This window comes from Prevotella heparinolytica, assembly GCF_002998535.1.
In the GTDB taxonomy this organism is placed as follows: Bacteria; Bacteroidota; Bacteroidia; order Bacteroidales; family Bacteroidaceae; genus Bacteroides; species Bacteroides heparinolyticus.
This window is the reverse complement of record NZ_CP027234.1, coordinates 1,265,030-1,283,302: the sequence shown is the minus strand read 5'-3', so window position 1 is coordinate 1,283,302 and position 18,273 is coordinate 1,265,030. Positions and strand designations below refer to the sequence as shown.

13 protein-coding genes are annotated in these 18,273 nt (G+C 44.8%); 7 read left to right on the top strand and 6 right to left on the bottom strand.

Features of this window, described 5'->3' with window-relative positions; translation table 11 throughout:
- Positions 1-38: 38 nt before the first annotated feature.
- From serS to C3V43_RS05285, 3 genes are all read left to right on the top strand, one after another.
- The gene (serS, locus tag C3V43_RS05295) at positions 39-1,313 is read left to right on the top strand and encodes a serine--tRNA ligase (protein ID WP_106068906.1); all 1,275 of its coding nucleotides are present in this window, start codon (positions 39-41) and stop codon (positions 1,311-1,313) included.
- A gap of 178 nt (positions 1,314-1,491) precedes the next feature.
- On the top strand, positions 1,492-2,622 hold the full coding sequence (locus C3V43_RS05290; protein WP_106068905.1) for a sensor histidine kinase: 1,131 nt from the start codon (positions 1,492-1,494) through the stop codon (positions 2,620-2,622).
- 288 nt (positions 2,623-2,910) lie between these two features.
- A complete protein-coding gene (locus tag C3V43_RS05285) occupies positions 2,911-5,271 on the top strand; it encodes a bifunctional dihydroorotate dehydrogenase B NAD binding subunit/NADPH-dependent glutamate synthase (protein ID WP_106068904.1) in 2,361 nt (786 codons plus the stop codon).
- Positions 5,272-5,803: 532 nt separating this feature from the next.
- On the opposite strand, the gene panD is transcribed toward C3V43_RS05285, so the two are convergent.
- Both panD and panC read right to left on the bottom strand, forming a co-directional pair.
- Complete coding sequence (panD, locus tag C3V43_RS05280; RefSeq protein ID WP_106068903.1) at positions 5,804-6,160, bottom strand: aspartate 1-decarboxylase; 357 nt, start codon at positions 6,158-6,160, stop codon at positions 5,804-5,806.
- Between the two features lie 22 nt (positions 6,161-6,182).
- Complete coding sequence (gene panC, locus C3V43_RS05275; protein ID WP_106068902.1) at positions 6,183-7,028, bottom strand: pantoate--beta-alanine ligase; 846 nt, start codon at positions 7,026-7,028, stop codon at positions 6,183-6,185.
- 244 nt (positions 7,029-7,272) lie between these two features.
- Here panC and C3V43_RS05270 point away from each other — a divergent pair, with 244 nt between their 5' ends.
- Positions 7,273-8,091, top strand: coding sequence for a glycogen/starch synthase (locus tag C3V43_RS05270; protein ID WP_106068901.1), 819 nt, complete (start codon positions 7,273-7,275; stop codon positions 8,089-8,091).
- Between the two features lie 23 nt (positions 8,092-8,114).
- Positions 8,115-9,704 carry a BamH family beta-barrel-assembly machinery protein gene (locus C3V43_RS05265; RefSeq protein ID WP_106068900.1) on the top strand — a complete coding sequence of 530 codons (1,590 nt, stop codon included), beginning with the start codon at positions 8,115-8,117 and terminating at the stop codon, positions 9,702-9,704.
- A 122-nt stretch (positions 9,705-9,826) separates the two neighbouring features.
- Here C3V43_RS05265 and C3V43_RS05260 read toward each other — a convergent pair whose 3' ends face one another.
- The 3 genes from C3V43_RS05260 to C3V43_RS05250 are packed head-to-tail and all read right to left on the bottom strand — an operon-like array spanning position 9,827 to position 14,469.
- On the bottom strand, positions 9,827-11,227 hold the full coding sequence (locus C3V43_RS05260) for a glycoside hydrolase family 57 protein (RefSeq protein WP_106070474.1): 1,401 nt from the start codon (positions 11,225-11,227) through the stop codon (positions 9,827-9,829).
- Between the two features lie 17 nt (positions 11,228-11,244).
- Positions 11,245-12,513 carry a glycosyltransferase family 4 protein gene (locus C3V43_RS05255; protein ID WP_106068899.1) on the bottom strand — a complete coding sequence of 423 codons (1,269 nt, stop codon included), beginning with the start codon at positions 12,511-12,513 and terminating at the stop codon, positions 11,245-11,247.
- 15 nt (positions 12,514-12,528) lie between these two features.
- Positions 12,529-14,469, bottom strand: coding sequence for a glycogen debranching enzyme N-terminal domain-containing protein (locus C3V43_RS05250; RefSeq protein WP_106068898.1), 1,941 nt, complete (start codon positions 14,467-14,469; stop codon positions 12,529-12,531).
- A gap of 172 nt (positions 14,470-14,641) precedes the next feature.
- Between C3V43_RS05250 and C3V43_RS05240 the strand changes: the two genes are divergently transcribed.
- Entirely contained in the window at positions 14,642-15,283 is a 642-nt protein-coding gene (locus C3V43_RS05240) for a rhomboid family intramembrane serine protease (RefSeq protein ID WP_106068897.1), read from the top strand.
- A gap of 103 nt (positions 15,284-15,386) precedes the next feature.
- Positions 15,387-16,049 (top strand): Crp/Fnr family transcriptional regulator, encoded by a 663-nt coding sequence (locus C3V43_RS05235; protein WP_106068896.1) that lies wholly within the window; start codon positions 15,387-15,389, stop codon positions 16,047-16,049.
- 94 nt (positions 16,050-16,143) lie between these two features.
- On the opposite strand, the gene guaA is transcribed toward C3V43_RS05235, so the two are convergent.
- A complete protein-coding gene (guaA, locus tag C3V43_RS05230) occupies positions 16,144-17,697 on the bottom strand; it encodes a glutamine-hydrolyzing GMP synthase (RefSeq protein ID WP_106068895.1) in 1,554 nt (517 codons plus the stop codon).
- Positions 17,698-18,273 lie beyond the last annotated feature (576 nt).

Below are 18,273 nucleotides of genomic sequence, written 5' to 3'. Positions count from 1 at the left end.
CAAAACAGCTTCTTAGAGAACTAAAAAACATATAAGACATGCTTACCATCAAACAAATTACAGACAATACCGATGCAGTGATCAACGGACTGAAGAAAAAACGCTTCAGAGATGCCAAAGAAACCATCAGCCAAGTACTGGCATTCAATGACAAAAGGAAAAGCATACAAGCCGTACTCGATAAGAATCTCTCGGAAGTCAACTCTCTCTCCAAATCCATCGGCATGCTGATGAAAGAGGGCAAAAAAGAAGAGGCTGAAGCTGCTAAAGGACGTGTAGCCACACTGAAAGAGGCCAACAAAGACTTGCAAGCCGACATGGACAAAGCTGCAGAAGACCTACAGGCATTACTCTATACCATTCCTAATGTGCCCTACGAAGAGGTGCCCGAAGGCGCAGGAGCCGAAGACAATGTGGTTGTGAAAACAGGAGGCATGGAAAACGAACAGCCTAAAGATGCCTTGCCCCATTGGGAATTGGCAAAGCAATATGACATCATAGACTTCGACCTCGGAGTAAAAATCACAGGAGCCGGCTTTCCAGTGTACAAGGGCAAAGGAGCCGTCCTGCAACGCGCGCTCATCAACTTCTTTCTGGATGAGGCCCGTGCATCCGGCTATACGGAAATCATGCCTCCCACCGTGGTGAATGCAGCTTCGGGCTATGGCACCGGACAGCTTCCCGACAAAGAAGGACAAATGTATCATTGCGAAACGGACGACCTTTACCTGATTCCTACGGCCGAAGTTCCTGTGACTAATATCTATCGTGATGTTATCTTGGAAGAGAAACAACTGCCCATCAAGAATTGCGCCTATACCCAATGCTTCCGCCGCGAAGCCGGTTCTTACGGAAAGGATGTACGCGGACTGAACCGCCTGCACGAGTTTTCTAAAGTAGAGTTGGTGCGCATCGACAAGCCGGAGCACAGCAAGCAATCCCATCAGGAAATGCTGGAACATGTAGAAGGGCTGCTCAAGAAGTTGGAACTTCCCTACCGCATCCTCCGCCTCTGCGGTGGCGACATGAGCTTCACAGCCGCCATCTGCTACGACTTCGAGGTTTACAGCGAGGCACAGAAACGTTGGCTGGAAGTAAGTTCCGTCTCCAATTTCGACACTTATCAAGCCAATCGCCTGAAATGCCGTTACCGCATAGCCGAGAAGAAAACCGAACTGTGCCATACGCTGAACGGTTCCGCGCTGGCTTTGCCCCGTATCGTCGCCGCCTTATTGGAAAACAATCAGACGCCAGAGGGTATCCGCATACCGAAAGCTCTGATACCCTATTGCGGATTCGAAATTATCAACTAACCCAAGAATCATAAAAGCAAGGCGTTTCTGATACGAAATGCCTTGCAACCTACTTTCAGACATCTGTTATGCGAGAAAGACCTGGTTAATATGACAAGTTTTTTCTTTGAGAATGTCTTTGTAATCCGGAAAAAGGCTACTTTTGTCGCATACAACAATTCTTAACGCCCAATCTCACATGGAACAAAAACAGGTTTTAAGTAACTACATAGGAAAGGTTTTCAACCAGTCCCACTGGCTGGAGTCCACCAAATCGACCTTTATTGTCGTAGACCACAACCTGAATATACTTTACCTGAACGATAAAGAAGTTGGTAAAGACGATAAATGCCTGCAACCGGGAGACTTATTGCGTTGCAACAATGCCATCCACAGCCCCGGAGGTTGCGGAACGTCTGAGTTCTGCCCGGAATGCAAGCTCCGCAATTCCGTAAAAAAAGCACTGACCACTAGCGAAATCATCCATGAAGAAGTGGTGTTGTCAGTAGACAACAACCAAAAACTGATTCTGCAAGAGACTGCTACGCCGTTTGAATTCGAAGATAACAAATATGCCGCTATCTTTGTAATCAACATCTCTGACCGCAAGCAGGAACAAATGTTGGAACGTGTATTCTTCCACGATATGATGAATCTGGTAGGAGCATTAGGAAACTTTGTGAACATCTTGAAAGAAAGCCCTGAGCAAGAGATACTCGATGAAGTAAAACGCCTCACCGACCAATTGATGGACGAACTGTCCACACAGAAAGAGTTGATTTATGCCGAGAACGGCATACTGACTTTACAGAACGGCGACATCACGGTAGAGGAATTCATGTCATACGCTTCTTATTCCCTCTGCCCGATGGCAGAAGCCAAGAACCACAAACTTACCACCTGCAACAACTGCAAGAACGAAACCACCATCCATACCGATATAAAACTGCTGCACCGCATTATTCTGAATATGGTAAAAAATGCAGCAGAAGCTTCTGAAGAAGCCAGCACCATTACCCTCACCGCTTCACCGGATGAAGATGCGGTACTTTTTTCCGTCAATAACTCCATATTCAGCCCGTTATGCCGGCGATGCACAGATGAAGATGCGGTACTTTTTTCCGTCAATAACTCCGGAGTCATTCCGGAAAAGCTCCGCGGTTCAATCTTCCATTTTGGTCAATCCAGCAAAGGTGAAGGGCGTGGCATAGGCACATACAGCATGAAACTCTTCGGAGAAAACTACCTGAAAGGCAAAGTTTGGTTTACAAGCAACGAGGCCGAAGGAACGACTTTCTTTTTCCGGATACCACTGAAAGCTGTAGATTAATTTGCACTCTTTGCAGAATGTAGAGGTCGGTCGAAGTTATTTACCGACCATCATTCTATAAAAAACATGATGAAAGGAATCTCTTCTTTTCATCATAAAGGATAAAATTCTTAGAATCTCTCTACCACTTACCGCCAACTACAACTACGTTCCCTAAACCCTCTTTTTATCCTTTTTTCGAAGGATTTTATTCGCAAATAGAGCACGTTCTAATAAATAAAACATATCTTTGCACAAAATATCAATCTGACAAGTAATACGTAATTATACCAACAAAAATATTAGATAATGAATAAAATCATTAGCAAAGAACAATTTTCAGAGAAGGTCTTCAAGTTTGAAGTAGAAGCACCGCTCATCGCAAAATCGCGCCGTGCCGGACATTTCGTTATTATCCGCGTAGACGAGAAAGGTGAACGTATGCCGCTCACCATTGCGGACGCCGATATCCCCAAAGGTACAATCACATTAATTGTGCAGAACGTAGGTCTTTCTTCCGCCAAAATGTGCAGGATGAACGAAGGCGGCTACCTCCTTGATGTAGTAGGGCCGTTGGGACAAGCTACCCACATCGAGAACTTCGGTACTGTGGTCTGTGCCGGAGGCGGTGTAGGTGTCGCCCCCATGCTCCCCATCATACAAGCCCTGAAGGAAGCCGGCAATCGGGTAATTTCCGTGTTGGCCGGCCGAAGCAAAGAGCTGATCATCCTTGAGGAAGAAGTCAGAAAATCGTCCGATGAAGTTGTCATCATGACCGATGACGGTTCTTACGGTAGCAAGGGGCTTGTTACCGAAGGTATCGAAAGCGTCATCAAACGCGAGAAGGTGGATAAATGTTTCGCCATCGGACCTGCCATTATGATGAAATTCTGCTGCTTGCTGACCAAGAAATACGAAATACCCACTGATGTGTCCTTGAACACGATTATGGTAGATGGTACCGGCATGTGTGGTGCCTGTCGCATCACCGTAGGAGGGAAAACCCGCTTTGTTTGCGTAGATGGACCGGAATTTGATGGCCATCAGGTAGATTTCGACGAGATGTTCAAGCGCATGGGCTCCTTTAAAGATGTAGAACGTGAAGAGATGAGCCACTTGCAAGACAACACCTGCCAAGCCCTTCCTTCAGATAACAGGAATGACTCTTCAGCTTCTTCATCAAGAATAGCCAACAATACCGGAGCACAGCCCTCCATGGAGGAACTCTTGGATCGCAAAGCTCCTTGGCGCGAAGTTCTTCGCAAAAACTTGAAACCCAAAGAACGTACTGCCATTCCTCGTTGCCCGATGAACGAACTCGATCCTGTGTATCGTGCCACCACCCGCACCGAGGAGGTGAACACCGGATATACAAAAGAACAAGCTATCACGGAAGCTAAACGCTGTTTAGACTGCGCTAACCCTACATGTATGCAAGGTTGTCCGGTCAGCATAAACATTCCTTCCTTTATCAAGAATGTGGAACGTGGAGAATTTCTACAAGCTGCCCGCGTACTGAAACATACTTCTGCCCTACCTGCGGTCTGCGGCCGTGTATGCCCACAAGAAAAGCAATGTGAAAGTCAGTGCATCCATCTGAAGATGAACGAACCTGCTGTAGCCATCGGTAACTTGGAACGCTTCGTAGCCGATTATGAACGCGAAAGCGGAAATATAGCCTTGCCGGAATTGGCTCCCAAAAATGGAATGAAGATAGCCGTAGTTGGTTCAGGCCCTGCCGGTTTGAGTTTTGCAGGCGACATGGTGAAATACGGTTACGATGTCACTGTGTTCGAAGCATTGCATGAAGTGGGCGGTGTACTGAAATACGGCATTCCGGAGTTCCGCTTGCCTAACGAAATTGTAGATGTGGAAATCAACAATTTAGAGAAGATGGGAGTCCGCTTTATAAAAGACTGCATCGTAGGTAAGACCATCAACGTAGAGGATCTGCAAAAAGAAGGATACAAAGGCATCTTTATTGCCAGTGGTGCCGGATTGCCCAACTTTATGGATATCCCCGGAGAAAACAGCGTGAATGTCATGTCAAGTAATGAATACCTGACACGTGTCAATCTGATGAATGCTTCCGATCCGTCAACCGATACACCGCTAAATCCGGCCAAGAGTGTCATCGTAGTAGGCGGCGGAAATACGGCTATGGATTCTTGTCGCACGGCCAAACGCTTGGGAGCTGAGAAGGTACGCATCGTCTACCGACGCAGCGAAGCCGAGATGCCCGCCCGTTTGGAAGAAGTGAAGCATGCCAAAGAAGAAGGCATTGAGTTCCTTACCCTACATAATCCTATCGAGTATATTGCAGATGAAAAAGGTGCAGTGAAGCAAGTCATCTTGCAAAAAATGGAACTGGGCGAACCTGATGCCAGTGGACGCCGTAGTCCGATTGCCATTCCGGGGGAAACTGTTACATTGGATATCGACCTGGCTGTGGTCGCTGTTGGTGTATCCCCTAACCCCATTGTTCCAAAATCCGTCAAAGGATTGGAATTGGGACGCAAAAACACAATTGCCGTGAATGACAATATGCAAACGTCCATTCCCACGATTTTCGCCGGAGGCGATATTGTGCGCGGTGGAGCCACAGTAATCCTCGCGATGGGCGACGGACGACGAGCCGCAGCAGCCATGCACGAGAATTTGAGGAAGTAGTTCGTTCAAATCACGTACCCTTTCCGAAATAAAAGGCATCTTTCGGGTTAATCTGAAAAATTGAGAAGCAATTTACCTGAATTCGGGATAGGCTGTTCCTTTTTTAAAGATGAGGGGCGTATCTTATCGGTCAGATATTCGTTGAATGCAGCGGTTTACAGCGGTCAGGCAGAATAGAAGAGAGCCTTTTACGCCGATCGCCCTCCTCCTGTTTGACAGGTGCAAGCCTTTGTCGTGACAGACGCAAGTGTTCAAGCCGACAGACACAAGTTCCTGACGTGACAGACACAAGTGTTTGAGCCGTCAGACACAAGTGTCCGACAGGGCAGGATTAAACGTCTGATAAACAATGGGCTTTGATTAAAAACACAAGCTGCCGGGGTGAGGTTATTGACCTGTTTCTTATCCCGAACTCAGGTAGCAATTTGAGCTCCTCTCCCGATTCGTACAGATGCCATCTTCCTATAGGGAAATAAAAAAGCCCCGCTTATGCAATAAACACAAGCGGGGCTTTTCTTATTCCTCAAAGAAATTACTTCACCACTACTTTATTCGTAGCAGGATCAGGAAAAATAACTGTCGGCTTAAACGACTTAGCCTCTTCAAAATCCATCAAAGCATACGACATGATTATAACAATGTCGTCAGGCTGAACCTTACGAGCAGCAGCGCCATTCAGGCAAATCTTACCTGAGCCGCGCTCCCCCTTAATGATATAGGTTTCAAAACGTTCGCCATTATTATTGTTGGCAATATACACCTTTTCACCGGCAATCATGTTGGCGGCATCCATCAAGTCCTCGTCAATCGTTATACTGCCCATATAGTTCAAATTAGCCTCGGTGACACGGGCACAATGGATTTTCGACTTCAACACTTCAATCATCATAAGATTGATTTTTTATAGTTTATTATTCTTTGTACTTGATATTATCAATCAAACGCACTTCACCACAAAATACAGTAATGCAACCCACCGCATAAGAAGTATCTTCCCAATTAGTTATCTTCTGCAATGTATTGCCATCTACCAGTTCAAAATATTCCAAACGCAATCCGGGAGCCACTGCAATGGCATCTTCTACAAATTTCTGTGTCTCAGCTACCGTATGCGATGCTGCAAAGGTACGACTTTCAAACAAAGCCTGCGAAATTTTCAAGGCATTTTTACGTTCTTCAGCAGATAAGCGAGCATTTCTACTACTCAAAGCAAGTCCGTCAGCCTCACGAACAATCGGACAACCAACGATTTCCAAAGGATAATTCATCCGACGCACCATTTCACGAATAATCGTTAACTGCTGGAAGTCTTTTTCACCAAAGTATGCTCTATCCGGTTCCACTGCATCGAAAAGCTTACTCACAATCTGGCAAACCCCATTGAAATGTCCCGGACGAAAAGCTCCTTCCATCACGGTATCTAAAGGTGCATAGCTAAATCGACGCGTATCCGGTTCCGGATACATCTCCTCCACCGAAGGAGCAAACACAAATGCCGCACCGCAATCTTCCAACAAACGGCAATCAGCCTCCAATGTACGGGGATATTTTATTAAATCATTCTTATCGTTGAACTGAGTAGGATTTACAAAAACGCTTACTACAGCAACGTCATTCTCGGCCACACAACGCTTCACCAATGAGGCATGACCAGCATGCAAGGCACCCATCGTAGGCACTAAACCCACCCTTTTGCCCCGAACTCTTAAATCCGAAAGAGCAGCCTGCAAGTCCTTGATAGTATGTACTATTTCCATCTTTATCGTTATATAACAACTTTTCGTTCGTAAAAGCGCTGCAAAATAAAGTATTATTTACCACATAAAGAAGAGATATCGTAAATTAATGCAACTACCATCTCACTTCTACGCCTTCCAGACTTCCATTATTTCCGTGACAAACAAGCAGTTAACAAATCATAAGGAATTATAGAATGGTGCAATTTGCTTTATTGCCCGTTTTTTTTTATATCTTTGCAAAATAATTGAGAACATTGTTATTATGATAAAGGCAAATAAGGTTTTATTTATTACACAAGAAATTACCCCTTATGTTTCAGAATCAGAAATGTCTCTTGTAGGCAGGAACCTACCTCAGGCTATTCAAGAAAAAGGCAGAGAAATCAGAACATTTATGCCTAAATGGGGAAACATCAACGAACGTAGGAACCAATTGCATGAAGTGATACGCCTCTCCGGCATGAACCTTATCATCGACGATACCGACCATCCGCTCATCATCAAAGTCGCCTCTATTCAATCTGCACGTATGCAGGTGTATTTCATTGATAACGATGATTATTTTCAAAACCGTATGCAAGTAACCAATGAAAACGGTGAAGAATATGAAGACAATGATGCCCGTACCATCTTCTATGCACGCGGTGTATTGGAAACGGTGAAAAAGCTACGTTGGTGTCCGGACATAATCCACTGCCATGGCTGGATGACCGCATTAGCTCCTCTATACATTAAGAAGGCCTACAAAGACGAACCTTCTTTCAGAGATGCCAAGGTAGTATTTTCTCTCTACGGAGAAGAATTTAAACAACCGTTCCATCCTGATTTCTCCAACAAATTAACCCTGAAAGGCATCACAAAGAAAGATGTCGCCGGATTGAAAGAACCTGTTGATTATACCGCACTTTGTAAATTGGCCACAGACTTTTCTGATGGCATTATCCAACAAAGCGAACACGTCAATGAAGAGGTCATGAACTATGCACGCGAATCCGGAAAAATGATATTAGATTATCAATCGCCCGAGAATTTTGCCGATGCTTGTAATGACTTTTACGACAAAATATGGGAAGCAGAATAATATAAAATTATACGAAGAGAGATATGAAAGTAAAACATATAGGAATGTTGCTTTTAGCAGGCCTGACTATCTTTGGATGCGATGATACCACCGGCACATTAGGAGTAGGAATGCTACCGGGGGCTGACGGCATGTCAGCACATACCACAACTTTTGATGTAACCACACGTTCCTTTGTCGTAGATTCCGTGTTTGCCAAAACAAGTACCGGCTATGTAGGCAAGTTCTCTGATCTTGATTTCGGATATTATGAGACAAGCTTCCTCACTGAATTGAACTGTACAGAAAACTTCTCTCTTCCTGAAGTTTATAAAATAACTGCACAAGACAGCAATGGAAATCCGACCAAGGCAACCGGTACAATGGCAGGAGACTCCGTCGTATCCGTTCAATTGTCCGTCTTTTATACCAAATGGTTTGGTGATTCTCTGAACGCCTGTAGAATGAGTGTATATGAACTTGACAAAAAACTTGACAAGAATCGTTACACCAACATTGATCCGGAAATGTACTATAATAAAAACAATCCCAAGTCTCTGCTCGGACGCAAAGCCTATTCTGCTCACGACACCTCTGTTCCCGATTCGGTCAGAAAGGCAAAAGACAGCAATGGCAGCCCGCTCTTCTACCCGAATGTTACCTTCCCTTTGGACAAAAAGACATTCGGTGAAGAAAGAATCTTGAAGGTGTATAGACAACATCCCGAATACTTTAAAGATGCCGCCACTTTTATCAATAAAGTTTTCAAAGGAGTATATATAAAGAGTGATTATGGAGATGGCACTATCTTATATGTAGATCATGTAGCTTTGCGAATGCAGTTCCGCTTCCATCATGTTAACGATACAACCGGCTTAGCTCTGAAGAAAAAAGATGGGACTGATTCTTTGTTCTATAGTACACGGACAGTGTTCGCCTCTACCAAAGAAGTGGTTCAGGCCAACCGGTTTCTGAATTCTGACCTGATAAAAGAGAAAGCGGCCGAGACAGCACATACATATATCAAATCTCCTGCCGGCATCTTCACCGAAGCAACCATGCCATACGATGAAATATACAGTAAACTGTCCAATGATACTCTCAATGCCGTGAAGTTGACCTTTACGAACTATAACATAAACAGCAACTATAAATACAGCATGAGTGCTCCCACAGATGTGTTGCTGATACGTAAACAAGATCTTAAAAGCTTCTTCGAAAAGAACAAGATAAGAGACAATGTTACATCATTCACGGTAAGTCACAACGCTTTTGCTACCAATCAATACGTATTCAGCAACATAGCCCGTTTGGTCACCACTTGTATCAATGAGAAGCAATCTGCCAAGAAAGCCGCCAAAGAAAAAGCAGGCGCTTCTTGGGATGAAGCCAAGTGGGAAAACGATTGGAGCCACAATGAGGCTACTAAAGACTGGGATAAAGTATTATTGATTCCTGTATCAATAACCTACGATAACAGTTCCAGAAGCAACAGCAAATCCATCACCGGAATTGAGAATGATTTGAAACCCGGCTATGCCAAGCTAAAAGGTGGTCCGGAAAAGAGTGCCAATGGGCAAGTAAAATCCCCTCTAAAGATTGAAATTACTTATACCAGCTTCAACAAGAAGTAAAAGAGGAACACTCACATAAAGAACTCCTCCCAGCCATAATGAAGTGCACCCCAAAAGTTTATGTCCAACTTATTGGGGGCACTTTATAGATTCTCTCACTGCATAGGAATAAAGAGCTTTCGTTATTCCGTTTTCTTTTTAGCAAGCTTTTTCGTTGTAGATTTTGAAGCGGCAGCTTTAGGTTTCACAGCCTTGGCCGCAGTAGCCTTGACTTTTGTCTCTTTCTTCTTCTCCACCCCTTTGGTTTTTCCTTGTTTAATTTGCGCCTTCTCCAATTCCTCTATCTCGGCACCTTGATTCTTAATGGTGGTCAGCAAGGCATTTAGTTCTTCATTATCAATATCTACCGGATATAGAGAATCTACCCGCTTGATAAAGTCTCCAAGAATATTCATATAATTGGTAAACGCATCATAAGGAGATTCGTAGATGCCACGATTCAAACCGACACCACTTACTTTGGTTGTCATAAACCGGAAATTATTACTTGCTTGTAGATAATCCCAATCCTGCTTAATGCGACGGTCATTACAAAGGTAAACCCGCTCGGCAATGCTATATAGTTTATTGAACGCCTCACGCTGCATCACATTGCCCAACCAACAGCTTGTGTCTCTCTCCTCGTCTACCCAAGACATCGGATAAGGCACATCCAATTGAGATACGGATTTCAGCTTGGTTATGATTTCAGTAGGCGTGGAGAAGGTAATACCTTTTTCCTTAGCACAAACGGGCAAAGCCTTCAGAAATTCCAAAATATTAGAAGATAACGGTTGCGACATGCCCAAAGCAGAAAGTTCCATAAAGACATTGACTACCTGCTCTTCTTGCGGTAAGGCATTGATCCAGCCAATATACTTGTCGGCAAACAGAGGATACTCATTCCATTCGGAATTGGAAAAGCGCAAACTGATATCATCAGATAACTTGAAATCACGCAATAACAGTTTCAAGCCCGGGTTCATGGAACAGTGATATACGTAATGCGGACTCTTCCATCCTAAAACATGCTTGGCACCTTCGGTCAACATTCCTTTAAAGCCCCAAGAAGCCACCATAGCGCCGATCTCATCATTATAAATCAGACCGGAATTACGGATCACCTTCGGGGTTTTACCAAACATTTGTTTCATTTTCGCACTCTGCCGCATCACCTCTTCCTTAAAACAATCTTCGTTGGCCAAAGAAGCAAGTCCGTGAGAATAAGGCTCGGCAAGAAACTCGCAACAACCGGTGTCATTGAGCTGATGCAACAGATCGACAACAGCAGGAGCATAGATTTCTAACTGCTCAAGCGCTACGCCCGAAATGGACAAAGCAACTTTGAATGCTCCACCAGACGTCTTCACCATCTCAATCAATGTGGTCAGTGCCGGTATATAGGATCGTTCGGCAACCTCATTAATACTCGTTTCATTGGCATAATCATCGTAATAATAATGATCGGTACCTATATCAAAAAAGCGATAACGCTTTAAATGAATGATTTGATGTATCTCAAAATAAAGACAGATAGTTCTCATATCCATTAGTTTTTTTGTTATTTACCATAGTTTCTTAACACATCCTCGTAGAGAGCACGAATCTTCAGACCGACTTTCTCCCAAGTAATTCCATCCACCTCTTTCTTTCCTTCTTCCTGCAAATAACGGAAAAGAGCAGAGTTTGTACAAATGGAATAAATAGCATCGGCCATCGCATGAATATCCCAATAATCGGTCTTTATCACTTTATCGAGAATCTCTCCACAACCCGATTGTTTTGAAATGACAGAAGGAGTGCCGCATTGCATAGCCTCAAGCGGTGCAATACCGAAAGGCTCGGAAACGGAAGGCATGACAAACACGTCACTGTTTTTGTACACCTCATACACCTGTTTTCCCTTCATGAAGCCCGGAAAATGAAACCGATCTGCAATACCCCGTTCGGCCGCCAGATTGATCATCGCATTCATCATATCTCCCGAACCGGCCATCACAAAACGAATGTTTCGCGTACGCTTCAAGACAAGAGCCGCAGCTTCTACAAAGTACTCGGGTCCTTTCTGCATTGTGATGCGTCCAAGGAATGTTACCACCTTCTCTTTGGAATGATCAGGGCGAGGGATGTCTTGATACTCCTGTGAAAGCGGATAAACGGCATTATGCATCGCAAACACTTTCTTAGGATTTTGATGATACTCATTAATAACCGTGCGACGAGTGAGTTCGGACACACACATGATGCAATCGGCATAATCCATACCATTCTTTTCCATGGCATAAACTGTGGGATTGACTTTACCGCGTGAACGATCGAAATCGGTGGCATGTACGTGAATACACAGCGGTTTGCCACTCACCATTTTGGCATGCACTCCTGCGGGATAGGTCAACCAATCATGCGCATGAATAATATCAAAATGTTGCTGACGTGCCACCACACCGGCAATAATAGAGAAGTTATTTATCTCTTCATGCAGGTTTCCAGGATACCCCCCGGCGAATTCCATGCAACCGATGTCATTGACATGCAAGTAAGAAAAATCAGCATAAATATGGTTGCGGAAAGACCAGTAATCCTCAGGGGACATCTTACCTATCAGACGAGACTTCAAATAGTTGTAATCAACATCACGCCACACAACAGGCACTTGATTCATACCCACGATTCTCAGGAAGTCTTCTTCCTCTCCAGTGGGCTTGGGCATGCAGAATACTGTTTCCACATCGCCCTGCAGACTTAATCCCTTGGTAATCCCGTAAGAAGCAACAGCAAGACCGCCATATATCTTGGGAGGAAATTCCCATCCAAACATTAAAACTTTCATCCTCAATTCCTCCTTTTATAAATTATACTTAGACAATAGCTTCAAGATGCGCAGGATTTCCGCTGTATTCATGGCAAAAGACACCGCTCCTCTACCTACAAACGGAGGATTACCATCGAAAAGCTCGGGTAATGCTCCGATACAATGGGAGGTCATTTCATCTTCCATTCCAATCAGGTATCTCTCAACAAACGATATACCGCTCATTTTATAAATGCGTAAGTATGCTTCCATATAGAAGCCCATCAACCACGGCCACGCCGTACCTTGATGATAAGCATAGTCTCTTTGTATCTGAGGACCGACATAGTTAGGGTTATATCCACCACTCTTAGGGCTCAACGTGCGCAGGCCTTTCGGAGTCAGCAATTCTTTCGTCACGATGTCCAGCACTTGTTTTTTCTGCACCCTGTCCAAAGGAGAATAGTCGAAAGCTACGGTAAATATCATATTTGGACGAACACTCCAATCCATCATATATCCATCGACATAATCGAACAGATACCCATATTCATTACGGAAGACCTCAACAAAGGAATTGCCGGTCTTTTCTGCCCGGGCATCCAGATTATCGGCAAGGAGTGTGTTTCCACCCTCACGGAGCATATCGGCCGTGAAACGAAGCGCATTATACCATAAAGCATTCACTTCTACAATATATCCTGTACGAGGAGTTACCGGCTTTCCATTGACTGTAGAGTTCATCCACGTCACGGCTTTCTCTGCGCCGTTTGTATAGAGCAGCCCATTCTCATGTAGAAAAAGATTGCTATGCTTACGACCAAGAATATAATTCATGATTTCCTCAAGCAACGCACCATACATCTGCCTACAACGCTCGCGAGACGTCTCCTTGGCGTATTGCTGCAATGCCCATACAGCCCAGAGAAGCACATCCGGATGCTCCATTTCGTAAATCTTGTAAGTCAAAGGCTGTCCGTTGACAAATTGCCGGATAGCTTTTTCCGCTGTTTTCATGACATCCTCAAATTCTTCTTGCTCCTCAACGGCCAACGTCAATCCCGGCAAAGAGATAAACAAATCGCGGGCACGGCATTTAAACCAAGGATAGCCGGCAAGAATGTAGTGCTCGTCTCTCTGCTTGTTATGGAATTGATGCGCCGAGTTTTTCAGGCAGTGATAGAAACTGTCGCGTGGAGTACGGTCGGCCACTTCAGTCTCGAAAGTCTGTTTCAACTTGCGAGGAGATATCTCGGAAATACCGGCAGAAAAAACTACACTCTCTCCTTTCTTGATATCTATTTCGAAATATCCGGGCACATAAAGGTCTTCATTGAAATCATATCCGCGCTCTTGCTCTTTGGGATACTCGATGCCACGATACCAATCGGGCTGGAAGTGGAACTCATTTTTCTTGTTCAGTTGCATGAAAAGTTCCGGATAACCGGGATACATGCAAGTCTTGATACCATTCTCTATCGGCTGAAAATCACGGCTTGCCTGTGCATTTTCATGCGTGTACTCGCGCACGCTGCGAAAAGCAAGGAAAGGCCGAAACCGAAGCGTAGTAGCCGAATGGGCATCAACCAAGGTATAACGAATCAGAATCCGGTTTTCATGATGTACGAAAATCTTTTCTTTACGAAGAATAACACCGCCTACACGATAGGTGGTAGCCGGGATTTTCTCACAATCGAATTCCCGGATATACTTATGTCCGTTGGGGCTGAAGTGATTTCCCTGATACTTGTGCAACCCTAAATTGAACTCCGCACCGTGCTGGATTACAGTCTCATCCAAAGAAGACAGCAGCACATGGTTTTCATCATCCAAATTAGGGACAGGTATCACCAACAGACCATGATATTTGCGCGTGTTACAATCTACAATTGTTGTACAATGATAAGCCCCGGATTTATTTGTCCGAAGAATCTCCCTTGGTAAAGATTCTTGCAGATTAATCATCAAGGTCTTGTCAAATCGTAAATAACTCATAGTTGTGCATTATTTAAAGGTTAATTATTCAGGCAATAGGGCTACAAAGCATATAGTAATTCCCAAAAATACAAATTAAAGCTAACAGCCAAAATAAAAAGTACGTTTTTTTTCGGCTTTCAGTCAAATATTCCGTAGTATTGTAGAAAAAAACAAATCAACTTGATAAGCGATGAAAAATGAAATACGAAAAATGGCATTGGCAGCCGTTATACCAATGTTTCTACTATTCATTCTATACACCCTGAAAGTTCTGGAGACAGGTATGGATTGGGACTTCACCCGACTGGGCGTGTACCCAATGGAGAAACGTGGTGTGTTTGGTATTTTCGCACACCCTTTGGTACACAGCGGATTCAAGCATCTGCTGGCCAACACAATGCCGTTATTCTTCCTAACGTGGTGCCTTTTCTATTTTTACCGACACATAGCTCCCTACATTTTCTTTTCCATTTGGATAGGTTGCGGTATGCTCACCTTTCTGATAGGCAAGCCGGGATGGCATATCGGGGCCAGCGGCATCATCTACGGATTGGTTTTTTCCCTCTTTTTCAGTGGCATACTGCGCCGACATGTACCGCTCATCGCCATCGCCCTACTGGTAGCATTCTTATATGGCGGCCTGGTGTGGAATATGTTCCCGCAATTTGTCCAAACAAACATTTCTTGGGAAGGGCATATCAGCGGCGCCATAGCAGGAACATTATCTGCTATAGGATTCATACGCCACGGACCGCAACGCCCCGAGCCGCTTGTTGATGAAGAAGAGGAGGAGGAAGAGATTAAAGAAGAAGAGATTACGATGAATGAATAGCACGTTTAAGAAATAATAAAAAAAACAAAAAGAGACACTTGGAGTTTAGCGTACATATTGATAATGCCTACTTTTGTCATCGAACCAGAAGAAAAGAACCATCATGAATACAATGTTCGATACCATCTTGCAACTGCCGCTCTTCCAAGGTCTCGCCCAGGAAGATTTCACCAACATTCTGGGAAAGATAAAACTAAGCTTTACAAAGCACAAAGCCGGTGAAGTCATCGTAAAAGCCGGTGATGTATGCAATAGACTAATATTCATTTTGAAAGGAGAAGTTGCTTCAACTACTTTATCCAAGGATATGTCATACAGTTTCACGGAGTATTTCCAAGCCCCTTGTCTTATAGAACCGCAATCGCCATTCGGCATGAACACGGTTTATGTTTCAACGTTTACAGCCCGGACAGAAATACATACGGTAAGTGTAAGCAAGGATTTTGTCACGACCGAACTCCTCAGATATGAGATATTCCGCCTGAATTATATAAACGTCATCAGTAATCGCACCCAGAACTTAAACAATCGCCTGTGGACAAGAAATGCCAAAAGTCTTGAAAAGCATATCAAGAATTTTATTTTGTCTCATATTGAGCGTCCGTCAGGAGAGAAAATACTAAAAATTAAGATGGAAGTTCTGGCCCAAGTAATGAACGATACTCGCATGGGGGTATCGAAAACGCTGAACAATATGCAGGAAAAAGGACTGCTTGAACTGCATAGAGGTGAAATCGTTATCCCTGATGCGGAGAAACTCTTATAAGCAGCGCCGTCATCAGATAAAAATTCCACGGATAGCCTGTTCTTACTGACTTGATCCGTGGAATCCATATCAATTTATACCTAAAAGGAAAGCCTTATTCCCACTCTATGGTGCTGGGCGGTTTTGAAGAGATATCATACGTCACACGATTCACTCCTTTCACCTTGTTTATAATATCATTGGATACTTTGCCCAAGAATTCGTAAGGCAAATGTGCCCAATCGGCCGTCATGGCGTCGGTAGAGGTAACGGCACGCAAAGCCACGGCACGCTCGTAAGTACGTTCGTCACCCATAACCCCCACACTCTGCACGGGCAGCAGGATAACACCTGCCTGCCATACCTGATGGTAAAGCGAGGTTTCGTTGCCATCGGCATCTTTCACTTTCCAATCACGCAAGCCCTGAATAAAAATATCATCGGCCTCTTGCAGCGTGCGTACTTTCTCGCGTGTGATATCGCCCAGAATACGAACAGCCAGTCCCGGCCCGGGGAAAGGATGGCGGGTAATCAAATGTTCGGGCATGCCCAATTCGCGCCCCACACGGCGAACTTCGTCTTTAAAGAGCCATTGCAACGGCTCGCACAACCTAAGATTCATCTCTTCGGGCAGGCCTCCCACATTGTGATGGCTCTTGATTGTCTTACCCGTAATGTTCAGGCTTTCGATACGGTCGGGATAGATGGTGCCTTGCGCCAACCAGCGGGCATCGGTAATTTTATGCGCTTCGGCATCGAACACTTCGATAAAATCGCGTCCGATAATCTTACGTTTCTTCTCAGGGTCGGTGACGCCTTCCAAATCTTTGAAAAACTTTTCGCTGGCATCTACTCCAATCACGTTCAGACCCAGGCACTCATAATCGTGCATCACATTCTTGAACTCGTCTTTACGGAGCAAACCGTGGTCCACGAAGATACATGTCAGATTTTTACCGATGGCACGATTCAGCAATACGGCAGCCACAGAGGAATCCACACCGCCGCTAAGTCCCAAGATGACACGGTCGTTGCCAAGCTGCGCTTTCAACTCTGCCACCGTGGTATCTACAAACGAGGCCGCACTCCAGCTCTGGCTACATCCGCAAATCTCCACAACGAAGTTACGCAACATCTGCGTACCGTCTTCGGAATGGAATACTTCCGGATGAAACTGCACGCCCCATACATCTTCTCCCTGTATCTGATAAGCGGCAATCGCCACTTTATCCGTAGAGGCTATGACCTTGAAGTTATCGGGAATAGCTGTAATCGTATCTCCATGACTCATCCAAACCTGTGTGTTCTGCTTAACCCCTTTGAACAGGACATTTGCCGGGTCGAACAAACTGAGATGCGCCCGCCCGTATTCGCGGGTTCCTGCAGGTTCTACCCTTCCGCCGTTGCTATAAGAAATGAACTGCGCACCGTAACAGATGCCCAAAATGGGGTATTTCCCACGAATTCCACTCAAATCTACCTTGAACGCACTCTCGTCATAAACAGAAAAGGGGCTACCCGAAAGGATAACTCCTTTTACACTCGCATCTCCATATGGAAATTTGTTGTAAGGTACAATTTCGCAATAGACATTCAGTTCGCGCAGACGGCGACCTATAAGTTGCGTGGTTTGCGAACCAAAATCAAGAATTACAATTTTTTCTTGCATATCAAATCGTTATGGTTTTCTTTATGAAGTGCAAAAGTAAGAAAAAAAACATAACCTAATAATATAACCCTCCCAAAATATGATACCTGCTCGCTTGCAGAAGAGGACGGGGATTTTCAGGCGGCAACTTCTCCTGCCGCTGCTGCGGAAGTGTCCGAAGCTTGCGCAGCGACTCCGGACGGACTTGTAGCCGACTGCCTGCCGATTGCCTGCTGACTCGCAGTCGGCAAGCAGTCCGGAAAGCGGCAAAAAGCGGGATAACATGCAGCCTATTAGCGAGTTATCGTGCGGGTCTCTCCTCGCGCGCGCGAGAGAAGAAAAGAATAGAGAAGAAGAGAAAAGAAAATACCTCCTCCATATAATTCCTCCTCTTAAGGTGGAGGAGGTGGAGGAACGCCACACCGTATGCGTCGTAACGTGAGGGCGCAACGGTTGCAAGGTGTGAGATTGCAGACGGTGAAGTGCGGGCTTACGGGTGACGAAGTGCGGGCTTACGGACGACGAAGTGCGGAGTTGCGGACGACGAAGTGCGGAGGGGGGGGGGAGGGAGATAAAAGTCGTGCCCTATACACTCTC

Coding starts and splice junctions, on each gene's coding strand:
- panD (WP_106068903.1), bottom strand. CDS start 6,160: ATGATGATTGAAGTGTTGAAGTCGAAAATCCATTGTGCCCGTGTCACC.
- C3V43_RS05250 (WP_106068898.1), bottom strand. CDS start 14,469: ATGAGTTATTTACGATTTGACAAGACCTTGATGATTAATCTGCAAGAA.
- C3V43_RS05260 (WP_106070474.1), bottom strand. CDS start 11,227: ATGAGAACTATCTGTCTTTATTTTGAGATACATCAAATCATTCATTTA.
- C3V43_RS05255 (WP_106068899.1), bottom strand. CDS start 12,513: ATGAAAGTTTTAATGTTTGGATGGGAATTTCCTCCCAAGATATATGGC.
- panC (WP_106068902.1), bottom strand. CDS start 7,028: ATGGAAATAGTACATACTATCAAGGACTTGCAGGCTGCTCTTTCGGAT.
- guaA (WP_106068895.1), bottom strand. CDS start 17,697: ATGCAAGAAAAAATTGTAATTCTTGATTTTGGTTCGCAAACCACGCAA.
- C3V43_RS05270 (WP_106068901.1), top strand. CDS start 7,273: ATGATAAAGGCAAATAAGGTTTTATTTATTACACAAGAAATTACCCCT.
- serS (WP_106068906.1), top strand. CDS start 39: ATGCTTACCATCAAACAAATTACAGACAATACCGATGCAGTGATCAAC.
- C3V43_RS05240 (WP_106068897.1), top strand. CDS start 14,642: ATGAAAAATGAAATACGAAAAATGGCATTGGCAGCCGTTATACCAATG.
- C3V43_RS05285 (WP_106068904.1), top strand. CDS start 2,911: ATGAATAAAATCATTAGCAAAGAACAATTTTCAGAGAAGGTCTTCAAG.
- C3V43_RS05265 (WP_106068900.1), top strand. CDS start 8,115: ATGAAAGTAAAACATATAGGAATGTTGCTTTTAGCAGGCCTGACTATC.
- C3V43_RS05235 (WP_106068896.1), top strand. CDS start 15,387: ATGAATACAATGTTCGATACCATCTTGCAACTGCCGCTCTTCCAAGGT.
- C3V43_RS05290 (WP_106068905.1), top strand. CDS start 1,492: ATGGAACAAAAACAGGTTTTAAGTAACTACATAGGAAAGGTTTTCAAC.